Here is a 20525-nt window from a genome sequence, read left to right as displayed (position 1 = left end):
CATATGCTTATCGCCATGGCGGCAGGGCTCTCTGCCGTGGGAAATACCGACAACATCATGGAAAGGTGCGCTTTGATTGATTTTGACCGCTATGTTGAGCAAGCGAAGTCTTACGGCGAGTGGCCGGGCGGGCATGTGGAGATGTCGTCCGGTCGCGTTGAGGGATTGAGCTATCGCCTGTATCGGCAAACTGCCGCGAGTGAAGACGTGATGGTGGTGTATCACGGCGGCGGGGTGAACAGCGCCGCCGGGTATGACGTTCTTGCGCGCCAGCTGGCCGCCGAGCCAACGCTCGCGGTGTGCCTGGTGGATATCCGCGGACATGGCGATTCCACGGGAGAGCGGGGGACGGTTGAGCGGCCTGAGCGTATTTGGCGCGATGTCGATGTCATCCTGGCGGAAATGCGCCGCCGGTTTCCGTTGGCGCGCAGGAATCTGCTGGGCCATTCGAGCGGCGCCGGGATGTTGCTCAACTACTTGACCCGTTACTCTGGCGAACAGCAGGCGGACAGCCTGATCATGCTGGCGCCCGAGCTGGGGCCATTTTCCGGGATGGCCCGCGATCTGGCGGCGACGGCCCGTTTTGCGCAGGTGCGTCAATGGCCGTTTGTCGCCAATGCGCTCAGCGGCGGGCGCTGGTTTGGGCACGTTCGGGCGGTCAGCCTGAATTTTCCCCCGGCTGTGCTGGCCGCTGACCCCGATTTTGTCTGCCAATACAGCGTCAATATGGCTAACGCGTTGACGCCTCGCGCCCCGGCCAGGCAACTGGCGGCGCTGCGATTACCGACCTTGCTGCTGGCGGCAGCGCAGGATGAGTTGTTCAATGCGCAAGCGATGCAGCGCTTCGTCGAACAGCATGGCAACGCCCAAACCGCCTTTGGTTTGCTTGAAGGCAGCACGCATTTATCGTGCGTATTTGATGCCCATCGCCTTGTCCTTCAACATATCTCGCGTGCGGCCGCTACCGGATCCGGTGAGGGGCTGGCGGGCGAGGGGGCTTAACGTCGGCGCGGGGCGGCCATTGCTGGCCTGGCGTTTTCCTCTCTCATCCTATATCCCTGCATGGCGCTTAACCGCTATGCTAAACAAATAATAAATGTGAATGTAAAAGGATGAATCATTTTGGCAGGAAGTAGCTTACTCACTCTCATCGACGACATCGCCTCATTGCTCGACGATGTCTCTTTAATGAGCAAGATGGCGGCGAAAAAAACCGCCGGGGTGCTGGGGGACGATCTGGCGCTCAATGCGCAGCAGGTCACCGGCGTTAAAGCCGACCGCGAGCTGCCGGTGGTGTGGAGCGTCGCCAAAGGCTCGCTGATCAACAAGGCGATCCTGGTGCCGTTGGCGCTCTTGATCAGCGCCTTCGCGCCCTGGGCGATTACGCCGCTGCTGATGGTGGGCGGCGCCTACCTGTGTTACGAAGGGTTCGAAAAGGTGTTCCACAGCCTGAAGCCCGGCAAGGCGGCGCAGGAGGAAAAATCGGACGGGCCCGGCGCCAATGAGGACGCCGCGGCCTATGAAAAACGCAAGGTGAAGGGGGCGATACGCACCGATTTTGTGCTGTCCGCCGAGATTATCGCCATCACCTTGGGCACGGTCGCCGGCGCCACCTTCAGCCAGCAGGTGATCGTCTTGTGCGGCATCGCCGTCGTGATGACGCTCGGTGTGTACGGCATTGTCGCCGGCATCGTCCGCCTGGACGATCTGGGGCTGTATCTGAGCCGCAAACGCAGCGCGGTGGCGCGCTCCCTCGGCGGCGGCATCGTGCGCGCCGCGCCTTATTTGATGAAAACGCTGTCGATCGTCGGCACTGTCGCCATGTTTATGGTCGGTGGCGGTATTCTGACCCACGGTTTGCCGCCGGTGCATCATCTGTTCGAAGACTGGGCCTCGTACACCACTGTGGTGCCGACGTTTGGCCACCTTTTGCAGGGGGTGATCCCGGCGCTGTTGAACGTGGCGTTCGGGCTGGTGGCCGGCGGCGTGGTGCTGGCGGTGGTGTCGGCGCTGGGCGCCGTGCGTGCGCGTTTCAAGGCTTGATGAAAAGTCTCGCCCCGGGAGGGGCGGGACGTATCAGACGAATTAAAAGATCAGTTTGAGAACGCCGGTAATCGTCAACAAACCCACGATGAAGATGATGGCGACAATCCACAGAATAATTTTCATTGGCTTCTTCCTTACCGGTTAAAGGTGGGGCGCGATTGGCGCTAACTTAATGAAATCATTCTTCACTATAGACGCTATCTCTCTATCGTGCGTCGTCATGCCTTCACGGGCGCCGCTTGTCGCCCGCGCCCAGCGCGCGCTGCATAATCTGCGTGTCGCGCCATTCCCCCAGCTTGAACCCCACCGCTTTTAACGTCCCTGCACTGGTGAAGCCGAGTGACTGATGCAAGGCCAATGAGCCGCGGTTGGCGGCGGAATCGCCGACGATCGCCAGCATCTGGCGCCAGGGGCCTTGTTCGCAGCGGGCGATCAAGGCGCTCAGAAGCGCTCTGCCGATGCCTTTACCCTGCTGCCCTTCGGCGATGTACACCGAGTCTTCCACGGTAAAGCGGTAAGCCGGCCGGGGGCGATAAGGTGTGGCATAACAGTAACCCACAATGGCGCCTGCGCTTTTCGCCACCAGCCAGGGCAGCCCGGCCTCCCGCACCTTGCTCAGGCGCAGCTGCATTTCCGCCAGCGTCGGCGGCTGTTCTTCAAACGAGGCCGCGCCTGTCAGCACGTGGTGGGTGTAAATACGCAGCACGGCGGCCATATCGTCCGGCGTGGCGTCAAGAAGGCTGAGTACGGGGGCGGAGAGCGTCATGGCGGGTCGTTCACCTTGAAAATCAGCGGATAAACCGCATTATGCGCGCCGCCCGCCGTCGGGGTAAATCGGGTTTTCTTATGGTGAGATAAGAAAAGGCGATGATGAGCGGGAAGGGGCTCTTTGGGGAGAGCCCCTGAGGCGGTTTGCCTGGCATTACCAGCCTTTCACCGCGCCGCCGTTGAAGATTTTTTCGGCGGCTTTGGCCACTTCATCCGATTCATAGGCCTTGATGAAGTTCTGCACGTTCGGCGCGTCCTTGTTGTCTTCGCGCGTGACGATGATGTTGGTGTACGGCGAGTCTTTATCTTCGATGAAGATGCCGTCTTTGGTCGGCGACAGGCCGGTTTGGTTGATGTAGGTGGTGCTGATGACGGCGACGGTGACCTTCGGATCGTCCAGCACATGCGGCAACTGCGCGCCTTCCAGCTCCATGATCTGGTAATGATGCGGGTTGGCGCTGATATCCAGTGCGGTAGGCAGCAGCCCTTTGCCAGGCTTCAGGCTAATCAGCCCGGTTTTTTCCAGCAGCAGCAGGGCGCGCCCCAGGTTGGTCGGATCGAGCGGAATGGCGATCACCGCGCCGTCCGGCAGCTCTTTCAGCGATTTTATCTTTTTGGAGTAGCCGGCCATCGGGAAGACAAAGGTATTGCCGACCGCTACCAGCTTATAGCCGTGATCTTTGTTTTGCTGTTCGAGGAACGGGCGGTGCTGGAACACGTTGGCGTCCAGTTCGCCCTTGTCGGTGGCGTCGTTCGGCAGCAGCGAGCCGCTGAAACCGACCAGCTCGACGTCCAGCCCGTATTTCTCTTTCGCCACCTGCCTGGCGACTTCCGCCACGTCCTGTTCCGCGCCGTTGATGACGCCGACTTTGATATGGTTTTGGTCGATTTTTTGATCGCAGCCCTGAAGTGCCAATACGGCGGCGAAGGCCGCCGCCAGAGGGGTGATACGCCAGCGTAAGGTCATCGAACTCTCCCTGAAAAGAACAATAAAATCAGTTGGTTTTTGTTCTTACAGCTAAGCCTGAACCGCCGATGAAGTCAAACGCTCGTTCAGCATAAACGGCTATAGCTTATAGCCGTTATGCGATGGGGGATTATCGGCTGAGTGAACGCAGCACCACGATGCCCGGCGTGGCCATCACGTAATCCATAAAGGGCGAATCGACGACCTGCATGTTGGCCTTGCGCGATGAGGCGTTGCGCAGCACCGGGCCGTTGTCGGTCATGACGAAGATGCCGGTATGGGTCACGTCCAGCCCGGCGAGGTTGGTGTAAATGCCGATGTAGTCGCCGGTGCGCAGCTGGGCCAGTACCTTGTCGTCGACGCGATCGCTGGGAATGTAGGTCACGCTGCGCTGCACGACGGGCAAGCCGGGCAGGTAGCTGCCGCCGTCGGCTTTCTGATTGAGGTTTTTCACGAGGCTGACGGCGTGCGGGCTGAGCTGGGCGGTGATGTCTTCGGCCACTTTTTTCGGCCGCTGCGCCCAGTCGGTGAAGAAGTGTTTGCGCTGCGGGAAGGCGATTTTGCCGTCGACATAGCGGATGTCCACCAGGCGCTGAACGAACTCGGCTTCGTTGCGGGCGGTGCTGAGCGCTTCGACATAATCGATGTAGGTGAAGCAATCCAGCCCGCGGAAGTCGATCACCAACTGCTCGGGCGTGCTCTGCGAACCGATCAGGCGGTTGGCGAGATAGGGCGTGCCGAGGAATTCGCGCGAAATCAAATCGACGGTGCGGCCATGCGGCTGCGCGGCGGGCCAACCGGCGCGCAGTGCGAGGATCTCACGCAGCTTGCTGCGGGTGCTGTCATCCATCTGCGGTTGCAGGTTCGGCGGCGAAACGGCGGCGTCGGTCGGCGGCGTTGCGGGGGGGACGGCGGTGGGGCGATCGGCGCATCCGCTCATGGCGATAGCTAACATCAGTAAAACAGCCTTGTTCTTGTTCATACGGCCCTCCATGGGTGTCGCTGGTTTATCAGAGTAAGTGATAACAGTTCTCATCCGATGGTAGGGGTTAAAAAGTAAACATAACCTCAATGGGAATCGATAAATCAGTAACCGATTTCGCTATTGAACGGCAAATACCAGAACAGCGCGATTTCGTGATCGGCGATCTCCGGTTCGGCGCGGTACAGCAAGCGATCGATGCCGCCGAGGATAAATCCATAGTGCTGGTAGCAGCGGCAGGCCGCCAGGTTGTTGTTCTGCGTTTCGAGCATCATACCTGAGGTTTCCTGCTGCCGCGCCCACTGTTTGGCGCAGTCCAGCAGCGCCCCGGCGATGCCTTGGCGGCGCGCGTCAGCGCTGACGGCGATCTCGTCGATCAGGGTGTAGCCGTTCCAGTTTTTGCTCAGCGTGATGTGGCCAACGGCGTCGTTCTGGCGATAAGCCAGGAAGGTCACGCTGTCTTCGTTGGCGAACGGCGCCAGGGGATAGCGTTTGCGAAACGGCGCCACCGGGCGGGTTGGCCAGCTGTCCACCGGGCTGTCGAACTGCGGCAGGGCGTAACAGGCGATGGTGAAGCTGAAATCGCCGCGGGCCAGATAATCGTCGGGCAACGTCTCAATGGCTGCGATGCGGATGGCCGGGTTCATTACGGCAGCTCCCGCAGCAGACGCGCCGGGTTGCCGGCGTAGATCCCCTTGCGGGTGATGTCGCGGGTCACGACCGCCCCGGCGCCGATCACCGCGTCGCTGCAGATCGTCACCGCCAGGATCGTGGCACCGGAACCGATGGACACCCGATCGCCGATGCAGGTGCGCCCCCAGCTGGCCGGATCGGCGTTGGGCGCGCCGTCCCGAAACAGATCGTTGGCGAAGGTGACGCCGTGGCCGACAAAGCACGCTTCGCCGAGGGTAACGTATTCGCAGATAAAGCTGTGCGACTGAATTTTACTGCGCGCGCCGATGCTGACGTGGCGCTGGATCTCGACGAACGGGCCGACGAAGACATCGTCGCCGAGCCGGCAGCCGTAAAGATTGCAGGGTTCTACCACGGTGACGTTGCGCCCGGCGTCGACGTCGACGATCCCCGCCTGGCGGGTAATGATAGCGGATGACATAACCTTCCTCACAGCCTGGGTTTAATGGGGAGAGTATAAGAGAAAGCGCCGCGCCTTTCGCTTTCCGCACGTTTTTTCGCCAAAAGACTATAATTAGTACAGGGGAGAGAGCCCCGTGGCCGCAATCCTCGCACGGGTAGCTGTCCGTCAGAGGTGTGAAATTCGTTCGCCGATCGCGGCCTACGGCGAGATAGGAGGTGTCTCATGGTCAGTCATGTTTGGGGACTTCTGGCGCATCCCAGCGCCGAGTTCGAACAGATCAAAAGCGAGAATGAAAGCGTCTCGCACCTATACACCCATCACGTGTTGCTCTTGGCAGCAATCCCGGTGGTCTGCGCCTTTATCGGCACCACCCAGTTGGGCTGGCTCTCCGGCGAGGGACATGCCATCAGGCTCGACATGTTTACCGCGTTTTATACCGCCGTGGCGTTCTACCTGCTGATGCTGGCAGGCGTAGCAGCCATGGGGAAAGTCATTCACTGGATGGCGCGGCGTTATGAATCGCGCCCAAGCCTGCACCGCTGCATGGTGTTCGCCGGCTACGTGGCGACCCCGATGTTCCTCAGCGGGGTAGTGGCGCTTTATCCGGTCGTCTGGCTGTGTCTGTTTGTCGGCATTATCGGCCTGTGCTATTCGGGCTATCTGCTGAATCTGGGGATCCCACACTTCCTGAATATCGACAGTAAGGAAGGGTTCATCTTCTCCAGCTCGACCTTCGCCATCGGCATTCTGTTGCTTGAGCTGCTGCTTGGGGTGACGGTGCTGCTGTGGGGGTACGGTTCCTGGTTGTTCTGAGTTAACGGTTGTTGTTATCGCCCCCGCGCCGGTGGAACGGCGCGGGGGCTTTTGTTTTTAGGCTATGCGCGGCGGAAAACCAGCATCACGCCGAGCACGATGCCCGCCATGCCCAGCAGGCTCAGCGCGGCCAGCGCGTGGCCGAGCAGCAGATAATCCAGCAGGGCGGTGACCGCCGGGATCAGGTAGAACAGGCTGGTCACCTGCACCAGGTTGCCGCGCTGGATCAGCCGATACAGCAAGAACGTCGCCAGCACCGAGATCACCACCGCCATCCACAGCAGCGGCAGCACGAACTCAGGCCGCCATTCGACCCGCAGCGGCTCAAACGGCAGCGCCAACGCACACATCAACAGCCCGACGGCATACTGCAGCGGCAACACCGCCAGCGGCGGCTGCGTCATGCCCTTTTGCAGCAGGGTGCCGGCGGTCATGCAGCCCAAGGCGATAAAGGCGAACAGCATGCCGCTCAGCGAGAAATGGGCCACCATCAGGCTTTGGTACACCACCAGCGTCAGCCCCGCCAACGCCAGCGCCAACCCGAGCGCGCGCAGCCCGGCGCAGCGCCGTTCGGTAATGAACTGGGTCAGGATCGGCTGCACGCCAAGCAGCGTGGCCAGCACGCCAGGGGTAATGCCCCGTTCGAGGGCCAGCAGATAGCAGATCTGATAGCTGCCGATCATCAGCACGCCGATCAACGCGACGCGCCGGCGGGTGCCGGCGGCGGGCAGGCACTGGCACCGCCACAGGCCGATGGCCAACAGCACCGCCAGCGCGATGGCGCAGCGGAAGAACAGAAAAGCGAAGGCGGAGGCGTGCTCCAACCCCCAACGGGAGAAGATCGCGCCGCTGCTCCAAAGCAGGACGAACAGAGTAGCCAGGCCGGCATTGGCCCAGAGAGAAGGTAATCGCATATCAATTTCACCTGTCGTGAAAATTACAGGCTCCGGCGCGCGCGGCGGTCTACGCCTGAACGCAACAAATCAACATAAGCCGGAGGTAAAAAGTCGGTGTGGCTTAGCGCACGACCACAATGCGTGGCGGGTAAGCGGCAACCGCGGAAACGACAGAGAAAACGGCGGGTGGAGCGGAGGAAGCACACAGCAAAACGACGGCCGGAACGGTCGCGTTTGTCGGATCTGTGCTGTGCGCCAGGTAGGTCATGTGAGTTCCTGAAAACCGTGAATGAAACCAATCGCTTCAAACATAGCCAAGTTCAGCGGGGCGCGCAACCGAAAATCACAGAAGTACAGATGATAATGAAAATCATTATCATTAAATTAAAGGTGTGCTATGTTGCTGCAAAAACGCAGTTTTAACGCCAGCGCGAGGCGCAAGGGGGTAGGCTCCCCGCCGCCGTTTCCCGTCATGCGTGCGGCAAGAGACTTTACGATTCGTTTTTGCAGAGGGCGCGCAATCGTGATAAAAACATTGATATGTTATAATATAACAATTAACGCATGATGAATTCAGCTCACGACATCCTCCATGTTGATGAGGTTAGCCTGACCGGCCACGGCGGGGCCTCGATACTCGACAACATCCATTTCACGCTGCGCGCCGGTGAGAAGCTGGCGGTGATCGGTCCTAACGGCAGCGGAAAATCCAGCCTGTTGCGCACGCTGATCGGCGAAACGCGTCCGGACAGCGGTGAGATTTACTGGCGCGGGCGCGCTTTGTCCGGCTTGTCGGCGGCGGAACGCGCCAGAAGCATCGCCTTTCTGGCGCAAAACGATCTGCCGGATTTGCGGCTGTCGCTGGAGGACTATGTGGCGTTAGGGCGTTTGCCGCATGGCGAACGGCCCGCGGCGGGAAAACGCATCGTTGACGAGACTATCGGGGAAACCGGTCTGGCGCCGCTCAGGCACCACCCGTTGGGGCGGCTCTCGGGCGGCCAGCGTCAGCGCGCTGCGTTGGCCCGGGCGTTGGCGCAGACTCCCGACCTGTTGTTGTTGGATGAGCCGACCAATCACCTCGATCCCCCCGGGCGTTCGGCGCTGCTGTCGTTAGTAAAACATAAAGCCATCGCCGTGATTGCGGTGCTGCATGACCTGCCCGTGGCGGAGGCGTTCGCCGATCGGATCCTGGTGCTCAACGAAAGCCGCCAGGTGGCCTGTGGCTCGCCCGCGGCGGTGTTGCAAACCCCGGTAATTCTGCCGGTGTTCGGCATGCACAGTTTCAGCGTGGCGCATCCCGTCAGCGGGAAAACGCTGCGTATTTTTGAAGTTCCCCATTGCGCTTGATAAACCAGAGAAAAACATGAACATACGCGTACTCCCCTTGCTCCTGCTGTTGGCCGGCGGAGCGGCAGCGGCCGAAAAATTTCCCGTCACCGTAGAAAGCTGCGGTACGCCGATCACCTTCAATCAGGCGCCGCAGCGCGCCGTCATCAACGACATCAATATGGCCGAGATGGCTTTTGCGCTTCATCTGCAGGATCGGATCGTCGGGCTGACCGGCATCACCGGCTGGTACAAATTGACGCCTGACTTCAAGACGGCGATAGGCGCCATTCCCGAACTGGCGCCGAAGTATCCCGCCCTGGAAACGTTGCTGGCGGCGCAGCCGGACTTTTTCTTCGCCGGCTGGAATTACGGCATGAAGATCGGCGGCGACGTCACGCCGGAGACGCTCGCGCCGTTCGGCATCAAAACGCTGGTGCTGAGCGAGAGCTGCGTACAGGCCGGCGGCCGGCCGCAGAAGGCCGATATGAACCTGCTGTATGACGATGAGCTGAAGCTCGGCAAGATTTTCGGCAAGCAGCGAGAGGCCGCCGCGCTGATTGAGGGCTGGCGCCGCCGGTTAGCTGCGCTGCCCGCCAGACCGGCGGGTCAGGCGCCGCTCAAGGTGTTCGTGTATGACTCGGGAGAAGAGAAGCCTTTTACCAGCGGTAAATACGCCATGCCGACGGCGATCGTCGAAGCGGCGGGCGGCCGCAACGTGATGGATGGTTTGGCGGCGAGTTGGACGACGGCATCCTGGGAGGCGGTGGCGGCGGCGGAACCCGACTTCATCATTCTGCTGGATTACCAGACCGGGTCAGGCGCCGAGTCGCTGCGGCGTTTCCTCGAGTCTCATCCGTTAATGAAGTTGACGCCTGCGGTACGGCACCATCGTTATCTGAAACTGCAGTATGCGGAGCTGACGCCGGGGCCGGCCAACATCGGCGCGGTGGAAAAGCTGGCGCGGGCGCTGTACGCGCCGGAGGCTGAATGAACTCGCCGACACGGCGGTTTATGGTGCTCGCGCCGCTGGCGCTGTTGACGTTGTGCGGATTAATGGTCTGGAGCCTGCAATTGGGCAGCGTCGCGCTGTCATGGCGGCAGGCGTTGGCGGCGTTAGGGATAGGTTCGGCGCCGCTTTCCGGCATGCTGGACACTATCGTCGTGCAACTGCGCGTACCTCGGGCCTTGTTGGCGGCGTTGACCGGCGCCGGGCTGGCGATGACCGGCGCGCTGCTGCAGACCACCACCCGCAATGAGCTGGCCGATCCATTTTTGTTTGGGCTTTCCTCCGGCGCCGCCGCCGGCGCGGTGCTGGTCATCACGCGCTTCGGCGATGCGCTGGGGGCGCTGACGTTGCCGCTGTCCGCTTTCGTCGGCGGCATTCTGTCCGCGTTGGCGGTGATGATCCTGTTTCGCGTCAGCCGGGTCAGGCGCGCCGAGCAGCTTATCGTCTGCGGCCTGGCGGTCTCATTTTTGTTCAGCGCGCTCACCAGCTATCTGGTCTTTTCCGGCGATCAGCGGGCGGCCGGTTCAGTGTTGTTCTGGTCGCTGGGCGGCCTGGGGTTGGCGCGTTGGGATAATCTGTTCATTCCGCTGGTGAGTTTCGCACTGTTGGCCGGGTTTACGGCGCTGCGTTGGCGGGCGCTGGACGCGCTGCTGGCGGGCGAGCAAACCGCCCATTCGATGGGCGTCAACGTGGCGCGCCTGCGCACCGAGACCTTTCTGTGCTGCGCATTGTCTACGGCGTTTCTCGTTTCGCTGACGGGGGTGATCGGTTTTGTCGGGCTGATGGTGCCTTATCTGGCCCGGCGCCTGGTGGGCGTGCGCCACCGCTTGTCCGTGCCGATGTGCGGCCTGCTGGGGGCGATGCTGCTGACCGGCGGCGACATGCTCAGCCGCAGCCTGATCCCCAATCAGGAGCTGCCCATCGGCATCATTACGGCGGGGCTGGGGGGCGCGTTCATCGTCTCCTTGCTGTTGCGCGCGGAGCGGTGAACGCCATTCTGCGAAGATAACGTCGTCTATCGAAGGCCCGCGCCGGGTGGGCGGCGGGCCGATCGTGCGGCGTTTAGCGGGGGTCTTCGGCCCAACCTTTGCGTTTGCTGGTTTTGCCGATGCCGGGGTTGAAGCTGTTGGTCGGATCGGCGGCGCGGTAGAACGCCTGCAGATCCGGTTTGGCATGGTACAGGTGGCCGACGTTATGCTCCGCCGGGTACTCGGCGCCGCGCCGGTTGAGGATCTCGAGCATCTTTTCTTTCAGTGCATGGCTGTCCACGCCTTTTTTCACCACGTAGTCCTGGTGGAAGACGTGGCACATAAAGTGGCCGTAATACAGCTTATGCACCAACTGACTGTCGATTTCCGGCGGCAGCGTTTCGAACCAGTCGGTGTCGTTGCGGCGCAGGGCGATGTCCAGCGCCAGAATATCCTCCACCTTGTCGGCGTGCACCGCGTGGTAGCGCACGGCGGCGCCGGCGGCGGCGAAGCGGTGCAGGAAAGCCTTTTTGCCCTCGTCAGGCGTGCAGGCGAAGAAGGCGCCTTCGGCCTGGGCGAAATAGTCGGTCAGGTAGCGCTGGGCCTCTTCCACGCCGGGGCCGGCCATCTTCAGCAGCAGATGGTGTTCGAAACGTTCACGGTATTCCTTCATGCGTTTCGGCAGGTGGCTCGGCGCCAGATGGCTCAAGCCCTGCATCAGCCGATCGGTCAGGTTGTGCGGCAGCAGCGGCAGCTTGTTGAGGCTGGCGTCCATACGGCCCTTCAGAGTGAAGAAGCGCGGCATCTGATCGGTGCCGAGCTTGTCGATCATCATGAAGGTGTCTTTGCCGTACACCTCGGCGATGTCGAAGATATCGCGGTGCATGTATTCACCGGCCACCGGCAGGTTTTCGAATTTGCTCAGCATGTGGCGGCGCAGTTCGGTCAGCACCGCGGTGTCGTTGGTGCCGATATAGAACACCTGCTCTTTGCCCTCTTTCTCGAAGGTGTCGAGCCGCACCGCGAACACCGCCAGCTTGCCGGCGCAGCCGGAGGCTTCGTACAGGCGGCGTTTGTCGGCGTTGAAGCGGGAAGGGGTGTCGGCGTCGACGTCGCGCACCCGGCTGGCGTACTCGTTATCCGAGGCGCGCAGCTCGCCGTATTCGACGTCGCTCGGGCGATAGTCGCCTTTTTCCAGCCGGGTGAGGATCTCTTCCGGCGTGTCGCCAAGCCGGATGCCCAGATGGTTAACCAGGCGCAGCTGGCCGTCTTCCCCTAACTGGGCGTACAGCGCCATTTCGGTATAGGCCGGGCCGCGTTTCACCAGCGAGCCGCCGGAGTTGTTGCACACGCCGCCGATCACCGAGGCGCCGATACAGGAAGAGCCGATCACCGAATGCGGTTCACGGCCGTAGGGCTTGAGCAATTTCTCGAGGTGGTGCAGGGTGCTGCCGGGGAAGCCGACCACCTGCTTGCCGTTGTCCAGCACCTGAATATGGTCGAGGCGCAGGGTGCTGACGATGACGATATCGCGATCATAGTTGTTGCCGCTGGGGGTTGAGCCCTCGGTCAGGCCGGTGTTGGCGGCCTGCATGATGACGATTTTATCGGCGGCCACGCAGGCCTGCAGAATGCGCCACAGCTGCAGCAGGCTAGTGGGAAACACCACTGCCAGCGCCTGGCCTTCGCCGGAGCGGAATCCTTTGCGATACCGTTCGGTGTTGCGATCGCCGGTCAACAACTGCGGGCCGCCGACGATGTCCTTAAGCTGGTTGAGAAACGCCTGATTGCCTGACTGCATGCTGCCTGTCTCCCTGTCATCCCCGTCGCTTTAACCGCGGCGCCGGAGTGCCGCGCAGTCAGCTAAGAGGCTATTAATTAAATAACTTATTAAGCTATCAGCTTGTCAAACTAATGGCTTGCGGATTTAGTAGCGTTCGGCGTAACCGGCACGACGCTCTTCGTCGCGCAGCGTCAGGATCTCCACGCCGTCGGCGGTGACCGCTACGGTGTGTTCCCACTGCGCCGACAGTTTTTTGTCGCGCGTCACCACCGTCCAGCCGTCTTTCTTCTGCTTGATGCGGCGGTCGCCCTGATTGATCATCGGCTCGATGGTGAACACCATGCCTTCCTGCAGCGCCATGCCGCTGCCGGGTTGGCCGTAGTGCAATACCGCCGGCTCTTCGTGCATGTCGCGGCCGATGCCGTGGCCGCAATACTCCCGCACGATGCTGTAGCCGGCCTGCTCGGCGTGGCGCTGGATGGCGTGGCCGATATCGCCGAGGGTGGTGCCCGGTTTCACCGCGCGAATGCCCTGCCACATCGATTCATAGACGTTGTTCACCAGCCGTTTGGCCAGCGGCGTCACCTGGCCGATGCAGTACATCTTGCTGGAGTCGGCGATGTAGCCGCCGTTTTCCAGCGTGATGTCCACGTTGACTATCATGCCGGAACGCAGGATTTTGCTGGCCGACGGCACCCCGTGGCATACCACGTCGTCGACTGAGGTGTTGAGCACATAGGGGAAATCATACTGCCCCTTGCTGGCCGGGCGCGACTTCAGTTCTTCGACGATAAACGCCTCGGCGCGGTCGTTGATCTCCATGGTGGAGATGCCTTCGACGATGACCTCATCGAGCATAGCAAACACTTTAGCCAGCAGAGCGCCGGAATGGCGCATTTTGGCAATCTCTTCCGGCGTTTTAATCACAATCTGTTTCACCCGACAATCTCCTTCAGCGTCAACGCGTTATCTTTCATCATTTTTTTTACCAGTTGCGGGTAGGTCAGTTCCGGATGGAACTCCGCCAGCATGCCGATCTTGATCCAGTACTCGGCCTGCGCGTTGATCGAACGCGTCATGGTCAGACTGGCGAGGCGCAGATCGTCATGCAGCGCGTCCGAAATTTTTACGATGCCCATCGGCGTCTCCATAAATGAACGATATACGAAGTGTATACGCTTTGGATGGTCACGATGTGGCAATCTGTGGCGTAAGAAGATTCTGGCAACAACGATTGCCGCCGCCAGGCAATGCGTTTATTGTGATGAACGACTTTTTTGCCATGATTTTTCAGAAGGATTTAAGGCGTGACTAAACTACGTGTTGGGGTGATTTTTGGCGGTAAATCGGCGGAGCATGAGGTGTCGCTGCAGTCGGCCAAAAACATTGTGGATGCAATCGACAAAGAGAAGTTTGACGTCACGCTGCTGGGGATCGACAAACAGGGGCAGTGGCACATCAACGACGCCTCCAACTACCTGCTCAATGCCGAGAATCCGGCGCTGATCGCGCTGAACCGCTCGAACAAGAACGTGGCGCTGATCCCGGGCCAGGAAAAACAGCAGCTGATCGAAGCGGGCAGCGCCGGCGCGCTGGGCCAGCTCGACGTCATCTTCCCGATCGTGCACGGCACGCTGGGGGAAGACGGCTCGCTGCAGGGGCTGCTGCGCATGGCCAATATGCCGTTCGTCGGCGCCGGCGTGCTCGGCTCGGCGGTCAGCATGGATAAAGACGTGACCAAGCGCCTGCTGCGCGACGCCGGGCTGGCGGTGGCGCCGTTCGTCACTCTGACCCGCGCCAATCGCGCCGGGTTCACGTTTGAGCAACTGAGCGAGCGCCTCGGCCTGCCGCTGTTCGTCAAGCCGGCCAACCAGGGCTCGTCGGTGGGGGTCAGCAAGGTGGAAAACCGCGCCGAGTTTGACGCGGCGGTGGCACTGGCCTTCAGTTTCGATCACAAAGTGCTGGTGGAGTCGGCGATCGTCGGCCGCGAGATCGAGTGCGCGGTGCTGGGCAACGACGATCCGCAGGCCAGCGTGTGCGGCGAGATCGTGCTGAGCGACGCTTTCTACTCCTACGACACCAAATACATCAATGAGCAGGGCGCTCAGGTGGTGGTGCCGGCGGCGATCGCGCCGGAAGTGAGCGACCACATCCGTGAGGTGGCGCTGAAGGCGTTCCGCGCGCTGGAGTGCTTCGGGTTGGCGCGGGTGGATGTGTTCCTGACGCCGGATAACCAGGTGGTGATCAACGAGATCAACACGCTGCCGGGCTTCACCAACATCAGCATGTATCCCAAGCTGTGGGCCGCCAGCGGCGTCAGCTACCAGGCACTGATCACGCGCCTGATCGAATTGGCGCTGGAGCGCCACCAGCAGGATCGCGCGCTGAACAGTTCGGTGTTCGATCGCTAAACGCGGCAGGGGGCGGCGGTGCCGCCCCCGTCCATCACTTCACCGTCACGTCGATATCGCCGAAATACTTCTTCGACAGCGCCGTCACCGTGCCTTGCTGTTTCACTTTGGCGATGGCGGCATCCAGTTTCTTCTTCAGCGCCTCATCCCCTTTGCGCAGGCCGAAGGCGATGCCTTCACCGAGGATCTTGTCGTCGCGCACCGCCTCGCCGACGAAGGCGAAGCCTTTCCCGTCCGGCTGCGACAGGAAGCCGCTTTGCCCCGAGGGCGCCATCACCAGCGTGGCGTCGAGCCGACCGGCCGCCAGATCGAGATACACCTGATTCTGATCCTGATAAGACACCACATCCACGCCCGCCGGCGCCCAATGGGTTTTGGCGTAAATCTCCTGAATCGAGCCTTGCAGCACGCCCACGTGTTTGCCCGCCAGCGCTTTGGCGTCCGGCAGCAGGCCGCTGCCCGCTTTGGCGATCAGGCGGTTCGGCACCTGATAGATGGCGTCGGTAAAGGCGATCGCCTGGCGCCGCTGTTCGGTCACGTTCATCGCCGAGTTGATGGCGTCGAACTTGCGCGCCTGCAGCGCCGGGATCAGGCTGTCGAACGAGGTTTCCACCCAGCTGCATTGCAACTGCGCGGCGGCGCACACCGCGTCGCCCAGTTCAATGTCGAACCCTTCCAGTTTGCCGCTGGCGGATTTGGATTCGAACGGCGGATAGAGCGCTTCCAGACCGAAGCGCAGGCTGTTTTCCGCCGCCAGAGAAGAGCCGGCGGCCAGCAGGCATCCGGCGGCGAACAGCGTTTTCAAAGCTTTCATAGGCAGTGCCCCTTTCCCATGGTCGGACAAAAAATTACACCTGGCTCAGGCGGCGCGCGCCTTCCAGCAGGGTCTCGTTATCTTTGGAAAAACTCAGCCGAATAAGGCCGGTATCGGTGCCGTCGCTGTAGAACGCCGACAGCGGGATCGTCGCCACCTTCGCTTCGCGGATCAAGCGCACGGCGAAATCATTGTCGCTTTCGTGACTGAAGCCGCTAAAACGGGCCAGCATGAAGAAGCTGCCGCGGCTGGGCAGCAGCTCAAAGCGCGAATCCTGCAGGGCGCTGGCCAGCAGATCGCGCTTTTGCTGGTAAAACGCCGCCAGCCCCAGGTAACTCTGCGGGTTGGCGAGCGCGGCGGCGAAGGCGTACTGCATCGGCGTATCGGCGGAGAACACCATGAACTGGTGCACCTTGCGGATCTCGTCCATCAACGCCGCCGGCGCCAGGCAGTAGCCGACGCGCCAGCCGGTGACATGGTAGGTTTTACCGAACGACGACACGATCACGCTGCGTTCCGCCAGCTGAGGATAGCGCGCCATGCTGTGGTGAATATCGCCGTCGAACACCACATGCTCGTAGACCTCGTCGGACAGGAGCACGATGTCGGTGTCGCGGGTCAGGGCGGTCAGGCGGTCGATATCCTGCGCGTCGAACACCGCGCCGGTCGGGTTGTGCGGCGTGTTGACGATGATCATGCGCGTTTTGCCGTTGATGGCGGCGGCCACTTCGTCCCAGTCGACGCGAAAGTCCTGCAGCGACAGTTTGATCGCCACCGGCGTGGCGCCCTGCAGGCGCACGATCGGCGCATAGCTGTCGAACGCCGGTTCGAAATAGATCACCTCGTCGCCGGGGTGCACCAGCGCGCTGATCGCCGAGTACAGCCCTTCGCTGGCGCTGGCGATCACCGTGATTTCTTCGTCGGCGTCATAGCGCGCGCCATACAATCGTTCAGCTTTTTCCGCCAGAGCAGCACGTAACGCCGCCACGCCGCTCATCGGCGCGTATTGGTTATGACCTGCGCGCATGGCTTGCGCCGTTGCCTCGATCAGCTGCGGGTCACCGGCGAAGTTGGGCGCGCCCTGCGACAGGTTGAGGGCCTGATGTTCGGCGCTGAGTTGGCCAATGACGGTGAAGATGGTGGTGCCGACGTCCGGCAGCTTCGAGCGGGATGAGCAGGCGCTCTGCATGATGGGCTCCAGGCAAACAGGGAAGTGTTGAGCGATTAAGCATCAGGCGGCGTAGGCGGACAAGGGAAAGTTTGTCATACTTGCCATGCACTACGATCATACCTAATCGAGGCTCGCTATGCCGATATCCCTGCCGTCGCTCGACGTATTGAAAACCTTTGTGGTGGTGGCGCAACGCCTCAACTTTACCCATGCCGCCCGGCAGCTGCACCTGACGCAGGGGGCGGTCAGTCGGCAAATTCTTGGGCTGGAACAGCGTCTGGGCTATCCGCTGTTCAGCCGTCAGGCGCGCGGTCTGGCGCTGACGCCGCAGGGCGCGCAGCTGCTGGCGCCGGTGCAGCAGGCGCTGGGGCAGTTGGATGAAGCCCTGACGCGGGCCGCCGCCCCGCCGGGGGCGCTGCGCATCAAATGCCCGACCTGCGCCATGCGCTGGGTGCTGCCGCGCATCATTCGCCTGCAAAATGAACGGCCGGACATGCATATCGAGCTGACCGCCTCGGTGTCGCACGGCCTGGATTTCAGTACCGAGCAGTTTGACGCCGCGGTGGTATTCGGCCGGCCGCCGGGTAAAAAGCTGACCGCGCACTTGCTGTTCGATGAAATCCTCACGCCGGTCTGCACGCCGACGTTTCTGCCGCCGGCGGCCCGGTTGATGGACTTGACGGACAAAACTCTGCTGCACCCGACGCGCGATCGGCGCGACTGGCTGCGCTGGCTGAAGGCGGCGGGCGCCGATGCGTTGCCGTCCGGTAAGGCCCAGCATTTCGATACCCTCGATCTGGCGATGAGCGCCGCGCTGCAGGGATTCGGCATCGCCATCGGCGATCTGTGCCTGCTGGAGGAGGATATTCAGGCGCAGCGCATCGTAACGCCGTTCCCGCTCTGCGTCAGCAGCGGCGCGGCCTATTATTTGGTCTATCCTGAACGCACGGTGGCGCCGACGTTAACCGCGCTGGTCGATTTTCTGGCGGCGGAGGCCGCCGACAACCGCGCCCGGCTGCAGAATTACCTGCCGATAACCTGTAATGCTTTGTAAACATTAGCGATGCGAATTCCCTTGGCGATGAAACAGAGTGTGGCAAACTGTTTCTTCACTCCGATTAAACTCCGCGGCGTTGGCGGCGGAAACACGCCTGAGATAAAACAAGATGAAATGGCTTTGTGTGGTGAGTATGTTGTCCGGTCTGGCCCTCAGCCCGGTTTTTGCGCAGGAAACGCCGATAACGCAGGGCATTCACGCCCAGCAGCGCGACGCCTTCGTGTCCAATTTGATGAAGCAGATGACGCTGGAAGAGAAGATTGGCCAGCTGCGGCTGATCAGCGTCGGGCCGGATAACCCGAAAGAAGCGATCCGCGAGGGGATCCGCAAAGGGCAGATCGGCGCCATCTTCAATACCGTCACCCGGCCGGATATCCGGGTGATGCAAGATCAGGCGATGCAGCTCAGCCGCCTGAAAATCCCGTTGTTCTTTGCCTATGACGTGGTGCACGGCCAGCGCACCGTGTTCCCGATCAGCCTGGGGCTGGCGGCCAGCTTCGATCTGGAAGCCATCGCGCTCAGCGCCCGGGTCGCGGCGCAAGAGGCCAGCGATGACGGCCTGAACATGACCTTCGCGCCGATGGTCGATATCACCCGCGATCCGCGCTGGGGCCGGGTTTCCGAAGGCTTCGGCGAAGACACCTGGCTGGTCTCGAAAATCGCCAAGGTGATGGTCGACGGTTTCCAGAACGGCGACCCGGCCAAACCCGGTTCGGTGATGGCCAGCGTCAAGCACTTTGCATTGTACGGCGCCGTCGAAGGCGGCCGCGATTACAACACCGTCGACATGAGCCCGCTGCGCATGCATCAGGACTATCTGCCGCCTTACAAAGCGGCGGTGGACGCCGGCAGCGGCGGGGTGATGGTGTCGCTCAACTCGGTGAACGGCGTGCCGGCCACCGCCAACCCGTGGCTGCTGAAAGATCTGCTGCGCGAGCAGTGGGGCTTTAAAGGCATCACCATCAGCGACCATGGCGCAATTAAAGAGCTGATTAAACACGGCGTGGCCGCCGATGCGCGCGACGCGGTGCGCCTGGCGATCACCTCCGGCGTCGACATGAGCATGAGCGACGAGTTCTACGACAAATACCTGCCGGGTCTGGTGAAGGACGGACTGGTGTCTGAAAGCGATATCGACCGCGCCTGTCGCGACGTGCTGAACACCAAATACGACATGGGGCTGTTCAAGGATCCGTATGTGCATCTGGGGCCGGTGGGTTCCGATCCGCAGGACACCAACGCCGAAAGCCGTCTGCACCGCGCCGAAGCGCGGGTGGTGGCGCGCAAGACGATGGTGCTGCTGAAGAACGATAAACAGACGCTGCCGCTTAGCAAGCAGGCGACCATCGCGCTGGTCGGGCCGATGGCCGACAGCCAGCGCGACGTGATGGGCAGTTGGTCAGCCGCCGGGGTGGTCAAGCAGTCGGTCACCCTGCGCGAGGGGCTGGAGCGGGCGGTGGGTGACAAGGTGCGCATTCTGTACGCCAAGGGCGCCAACGTCACGCAGGATAAAGGCATCATCGACTATCTGAACGAGTATGAGCCGGCGGTGGCGTTCGATACCCGTTCGCCGCAGCAGATGATCGACGAAGCGGTGCAGGCGGCGAACAAGGCCGACGTGGTGGTGGCGGTGGTGGGGGAATCGCAGGGCATGGCGCACGAGGCCTCCAGCCGTGCCGACATCACGATCCCGCAGAGCCAGCGTGATTTGATCGCCGCGCTGAAAGCCACCGGCAAGCCGCTGGTGCTGGTGCTGATGAACGGCCGGCCGCTGGCGCTGAGCTGGGAGAGCGAGCAGGCGGACGCGATGTTGGAAACCTGGTACAGCGGCACCGAGGGCGGCAACGCGGTGGCGGACGTGCTGTTCGGCGACTATAACCCGTCGGGCAAGCTGCCGATGACCTTCCCGCGCTCGGTCGGCCAGATCCCGATGTACTACAACCACCTGAACACCGGCCGGCCGTTCGGCAAGGAGAACCCGGGCAAGTACACCTCGCGCTACTTCGATTCGCCGAACGGCCCGCTGTATCCGTTTGGTTACGGCCTGAGCTACACCACCTTCAGTCTGTCGGATCTGAAATTGTCCAGCCCGACGATGGCGCGCAACGGCAAGTTAACCGCCAGCGTCACGCTGAAGAATACCGGCAAGTACGACGGCGCCACGGTGGTGCAGCTGTATCTGCAGGACGTCACCGCGTCGGTCAGCCGCCCGGTGAAAGAGCTGCGCAACTTCAAGAAAGTGACGCTGAAGGCCGGTCAGTCGCAGCAGGTTGAGCTGCCGATTAGCGAAGACGATCTGAAGTTCTACAACGCCAGCCTGAAGTGGGGGGCGGAGCCGGGCAAATTCAACGTGTTCGTCGGCCTGGATTCCGACAACGTGCAGGCGCAAAGCTTTACGCTGAAGTAACCTTTTCCCCC

At 61.5% G+C, this 20525-nt stretch carries 20 protein-coding genes; 9 read left to right on the top strand and 11 right to left on the bottom strand.

Going from position 1 to position 20525, the window contains the following annotated elements; translation table 11 throughout:
* Nucleotides 1-3 precede the first annotated feature (3 nt).
* Together IMX17_RS11840 and IMX17_RS11835 are read left to right on the top strand one after the other, a co-directional pair.
* Nucleotides 4-1002 carry an alpha/beta fold hydrolase gene (locus IMX17_RS11840; protein ID WP_227414554.1) on the top strand — a complete coding sequence of 333 codons (999 nt, stop codon included), beginning with the start codon at nucleotides 4-6 and terminating at the stop codon, nucleotides 1000-1002.
* Between the two features lie 120 nt (nucleotides 1003-1122).
* Entirely contained in the window at nucleotides 1123-2043 is a 921-nt protein-coding gene (locus IMX17_RS11835) for a DUF808 domain-containing protein (RefSeq protein WP_182264932.1), read from the top strand.
* Nucleotides 2044-2272: 229 nt separating this feature from the next.
* On the opposite strand, the gene IMX17_RS11830 is transcribed toward IMX17_RS11835, so the two are convergent.
* The 5 genes from IMX17_RS11830 to IMX17_RS11810 form a co-directional block, all read right to left on the bottom strand.
* Nucleotides 2273-2812, bottom strand: a complete 540-nt coding sequence (locus tag IMX17_RS11830; protein WP_182264931.1) for a GNAT family N-acetyltransferase — start codon at nucleotides 2810-2812, stop codon at nucleotides 2273-2275.
* Between the two features lie 156 nt (nucleotides 2813-2968).
* Complete coding sequence (locus IMX17_RS11825; RefSeq protein ID WP_046896846.1) at nucleotides 2969-3781, bottom strand: MetQ/NlpA family lipoprotein; 813 nt, start codon at nucleotides 3779-3781, stop codon at nucleotides 2969-2971.
* Nucleotides 3782-3911: 130 nt separating this feature from the next.
* Entirely contained in the window at nucleotides 3912-4763 is an 852-nt protein-coding gene (locus tag IMX17_RS11820; protein ID WP_193549801.1) for a DUF1460 domain-containing protein, read from the bottom strand.
* A 104-nt stretch (nucleotides 4764-4867) separates the two neighbouring features.
* A complete protein-coding gene (locus IMX17_RS11815) occupies nucleotides 4868-5410 on the bottom strand; it encodes a GNAT family N-acetyltransferase (protein ID WP_033652386.1) in 543 nt (180 codons plus the stop codon).
* Nucleotides 5410-5877 carry an acyltransferase gene (locus IMX17_RS11810; protein ID WP_069100124.1) on the bottom strand — a complete coding sequence of 156 codons (468 nt, stop codon included), beginning with the start codon at nucleotides 5875-5877 and terminating at the stop codon, nucleotides 5410-5412. The genes IMX17_RS11815 and IMX17_RS11810 overlap by 1 nt, the downstream gene beginning before the upstream one ends.
* Before the next feature lie 204 nt (nucleotides 5878-6081).
* Between IMX17_RS11810 and IMX17_RS11805 the strand changes: the two genes are divergently transcribed.
* On the top strand, nucleotides 6082-6672 hold the full coding sequence (locus tag IMX17_RS11805) for a Yip1 family protein (RefSeq protein ID WP_019453944.1): 591 nt from the start codon (nucleotides 6082-6084) through the stop codon (nucleotides 6670-6672).
* Between the two features lie 62 nt (nucleotides 6673-6734).
* On the opposite strand, the gene IMX17_RS11800 is transcribed toward IMX17_RS11805, so the two are convergent.
* Nucleotides 6735-7586, bottom strand: a complete 852-nt coding sequence (locus IMX17_RS11800; protein WP_182264930.1) for a DMT family transporter — start codon at nucleotides 7584-7586, stop codon at nucleotides 6735-6737.
* Nucleotides 7587-8132: 546 nt separating this feature from the next.
* Between IMX17_RS11800 and IMX17_RS11795 the strand changes: the two genes are divergently transcribed.
* The 3 genes from IMX17_RS11795 to IMX17_RS11785 are packed head-to-tail and all read left to right on the top strand — an operon-like array spanning nucleotide 8133 to nucleotide 10892.
* Nucleotides 8133-8915 (top strand): ABC transporter ATP-binding protein, encoded by a 783-nt coding sequence (locus IMX17_RS11795; protein ID WP_227414553.1) that lies wholly within the window; start codon nucleotides 8133-8135, stop codon nucleotides 8913-8915.
* Nucleotides 8916-8931: 16 nt separating this feature from the next.
* The gene (locus IMX17_RS11790; RefSeq protein WP_046896850.1) at nucleotides 8932-9888 is read left to right on the top strand and encodes an ABC transporter substrate-binding protein; all 957 of its coding nucleotides are present in this window, start codon (nucleotides 8932-8934) and stop codon (nucleotides 9886-9888) included.
* Entirely contained in the window at nucleotides 9885-10892 is a 1008-nt protein-coding gene (locus tag IMX17_RS11785; protein WP_033652390.1) for an iron ABC transporter permease, read from the top strand. The genes IMX17_RS11790 and IMX17_RS11785 overlap by 4 nt, the downstream gene beginning before the upstream one ends.
* Before the next feature lie 73 nt (nucleotides 10893-10965).
* Here the strand turns inward: IMX17_RS11785 and dld are convergent, their stop codons facing one another.
* The 3 genes from dld to IMX17_RS11770 form a co-directional block, all read right to left on the bottom strand.
* A complete protein-coding gene (gene dld, locus IMX17_RS11780) occupies nucleotides 10966-12672 on the bottom strand; it encodes a D-lactate dehydrogenase (protein WP_182264928.1) in 1707 nt (568 codons plus the stop codon).
* Between the two features lie 126 nt (nucleotides 12673-12798).
* The gene (gene map / locus IMX17_RS11775) at nucleotides 12799-13593 is read right to left on the bottom strand and encodes a type I methionyl aminopeptidase (RefSeq protein ID WP_193549800.1); all 795 of its coding nucleotides are present in this window, start codon (nucleotides 13591-13593) and stop codon (nucleotides 12799-12801) included.
* Nucleotides 13590-13793: a ParD-like family protein gene (locus tag IMX17_RS11770; protein ID WP_006324220.1), complete on the bottom strand. Its 204-nt coding sequence runs from the start codon at nucleotides 13791-13793 to the stop codon at nucleotides 13590-13592. Before IMX17_RS11770 ends, map begins: the two co-directional genes overlap by 4 nt.
* Nucleotides 13794-13961: 168 nt before the next feature.
* On the opposite strand from IMX17_RS11770, the gene ddlA reads away from it, so the two are divergent.
* Nucleotides 13962-15065, top strand: a complete 1104-nt coding sequence (gene ddlA, locus IMX17_RS11765; protein WP_015377061.1) for a D-alanine--D-alanine ligase — start codon at nucleotides 13962-13964, stop codon at nucleotides 15063-15065.
* Between the two features lie 34 nt (nucleotides 15066-15099).
* Here ddlA and IMX17_RS11760 read toward each other — a convergent pair whose 3' ends face one another.
* Nucleotides 15100-15879: an ABC transporter substrate-binding protein gene (locus IMX17_RS11760; RefSeq protein ID WP_046896852.1), complete on the bottom strand. Its 780-nt coding sequence runs from the start codon at nucleotides 15877-15879 to the stop codon at nucleotides 15100-15102.
* Nucleotides 15880-15913: 34 nt separating this feature from the next.
* Nucleotides 15914-17068, bottom strand: a complete 1155-nt coding sequence (locus IMX17_RS11755; RefSeq protein ID WP_193549799.1) for a methionine aminotransferase — start codon at nucleotides 17066-17068, stop codon at nucleotides 15914-15916.
* A gap of 118 nt (nucleotides 17069-17186) precedes the next feature.
* Here IMX17_RS11755 and IMX17_RS11750 point away from each other — a divergent pair, with 118 nt between their 5' ends.
* On the top strand, nucleotides 17187-18104 hold the full coding sequence (locus tag IMX17_RS11750) for a LysR substrate-binding domain-containing protein (protein WP_193549798.1): 918 nt from the start codon (nucleotides 17187-17189) through the stop codon (nucleotides 18102-18104).
* 112 nt (nucleotides 18105-18216) lie between these two features.
* Nucleotides 18217-20514, top strand: coding sequence for a beta-glucosidase BglX (gene bglX / locus IMX17_RS11745; protein WP_193549797.1), 2298 nt, complete (start codon nucleotides 18217-18219; stop codon nucleotides 20512-20514).
* The last annotated feature ends 11 nt before the right edge of the window (nucleotides 20515-20525 follow it).

The sequence above is a fragment of the Serratia sp. X3 genome (assembly GCF_014982455.1).
Taxonomy (GTDB): Bacteria; Pseudomonadota; Gammaproteobacteria; order Enterobacterales; family Enterobacteriaceae; genus Serratia; species Serratia ureilytica.
This window is presented reverse-complemented; position numbering and strand designations above follow the sequence as displayed.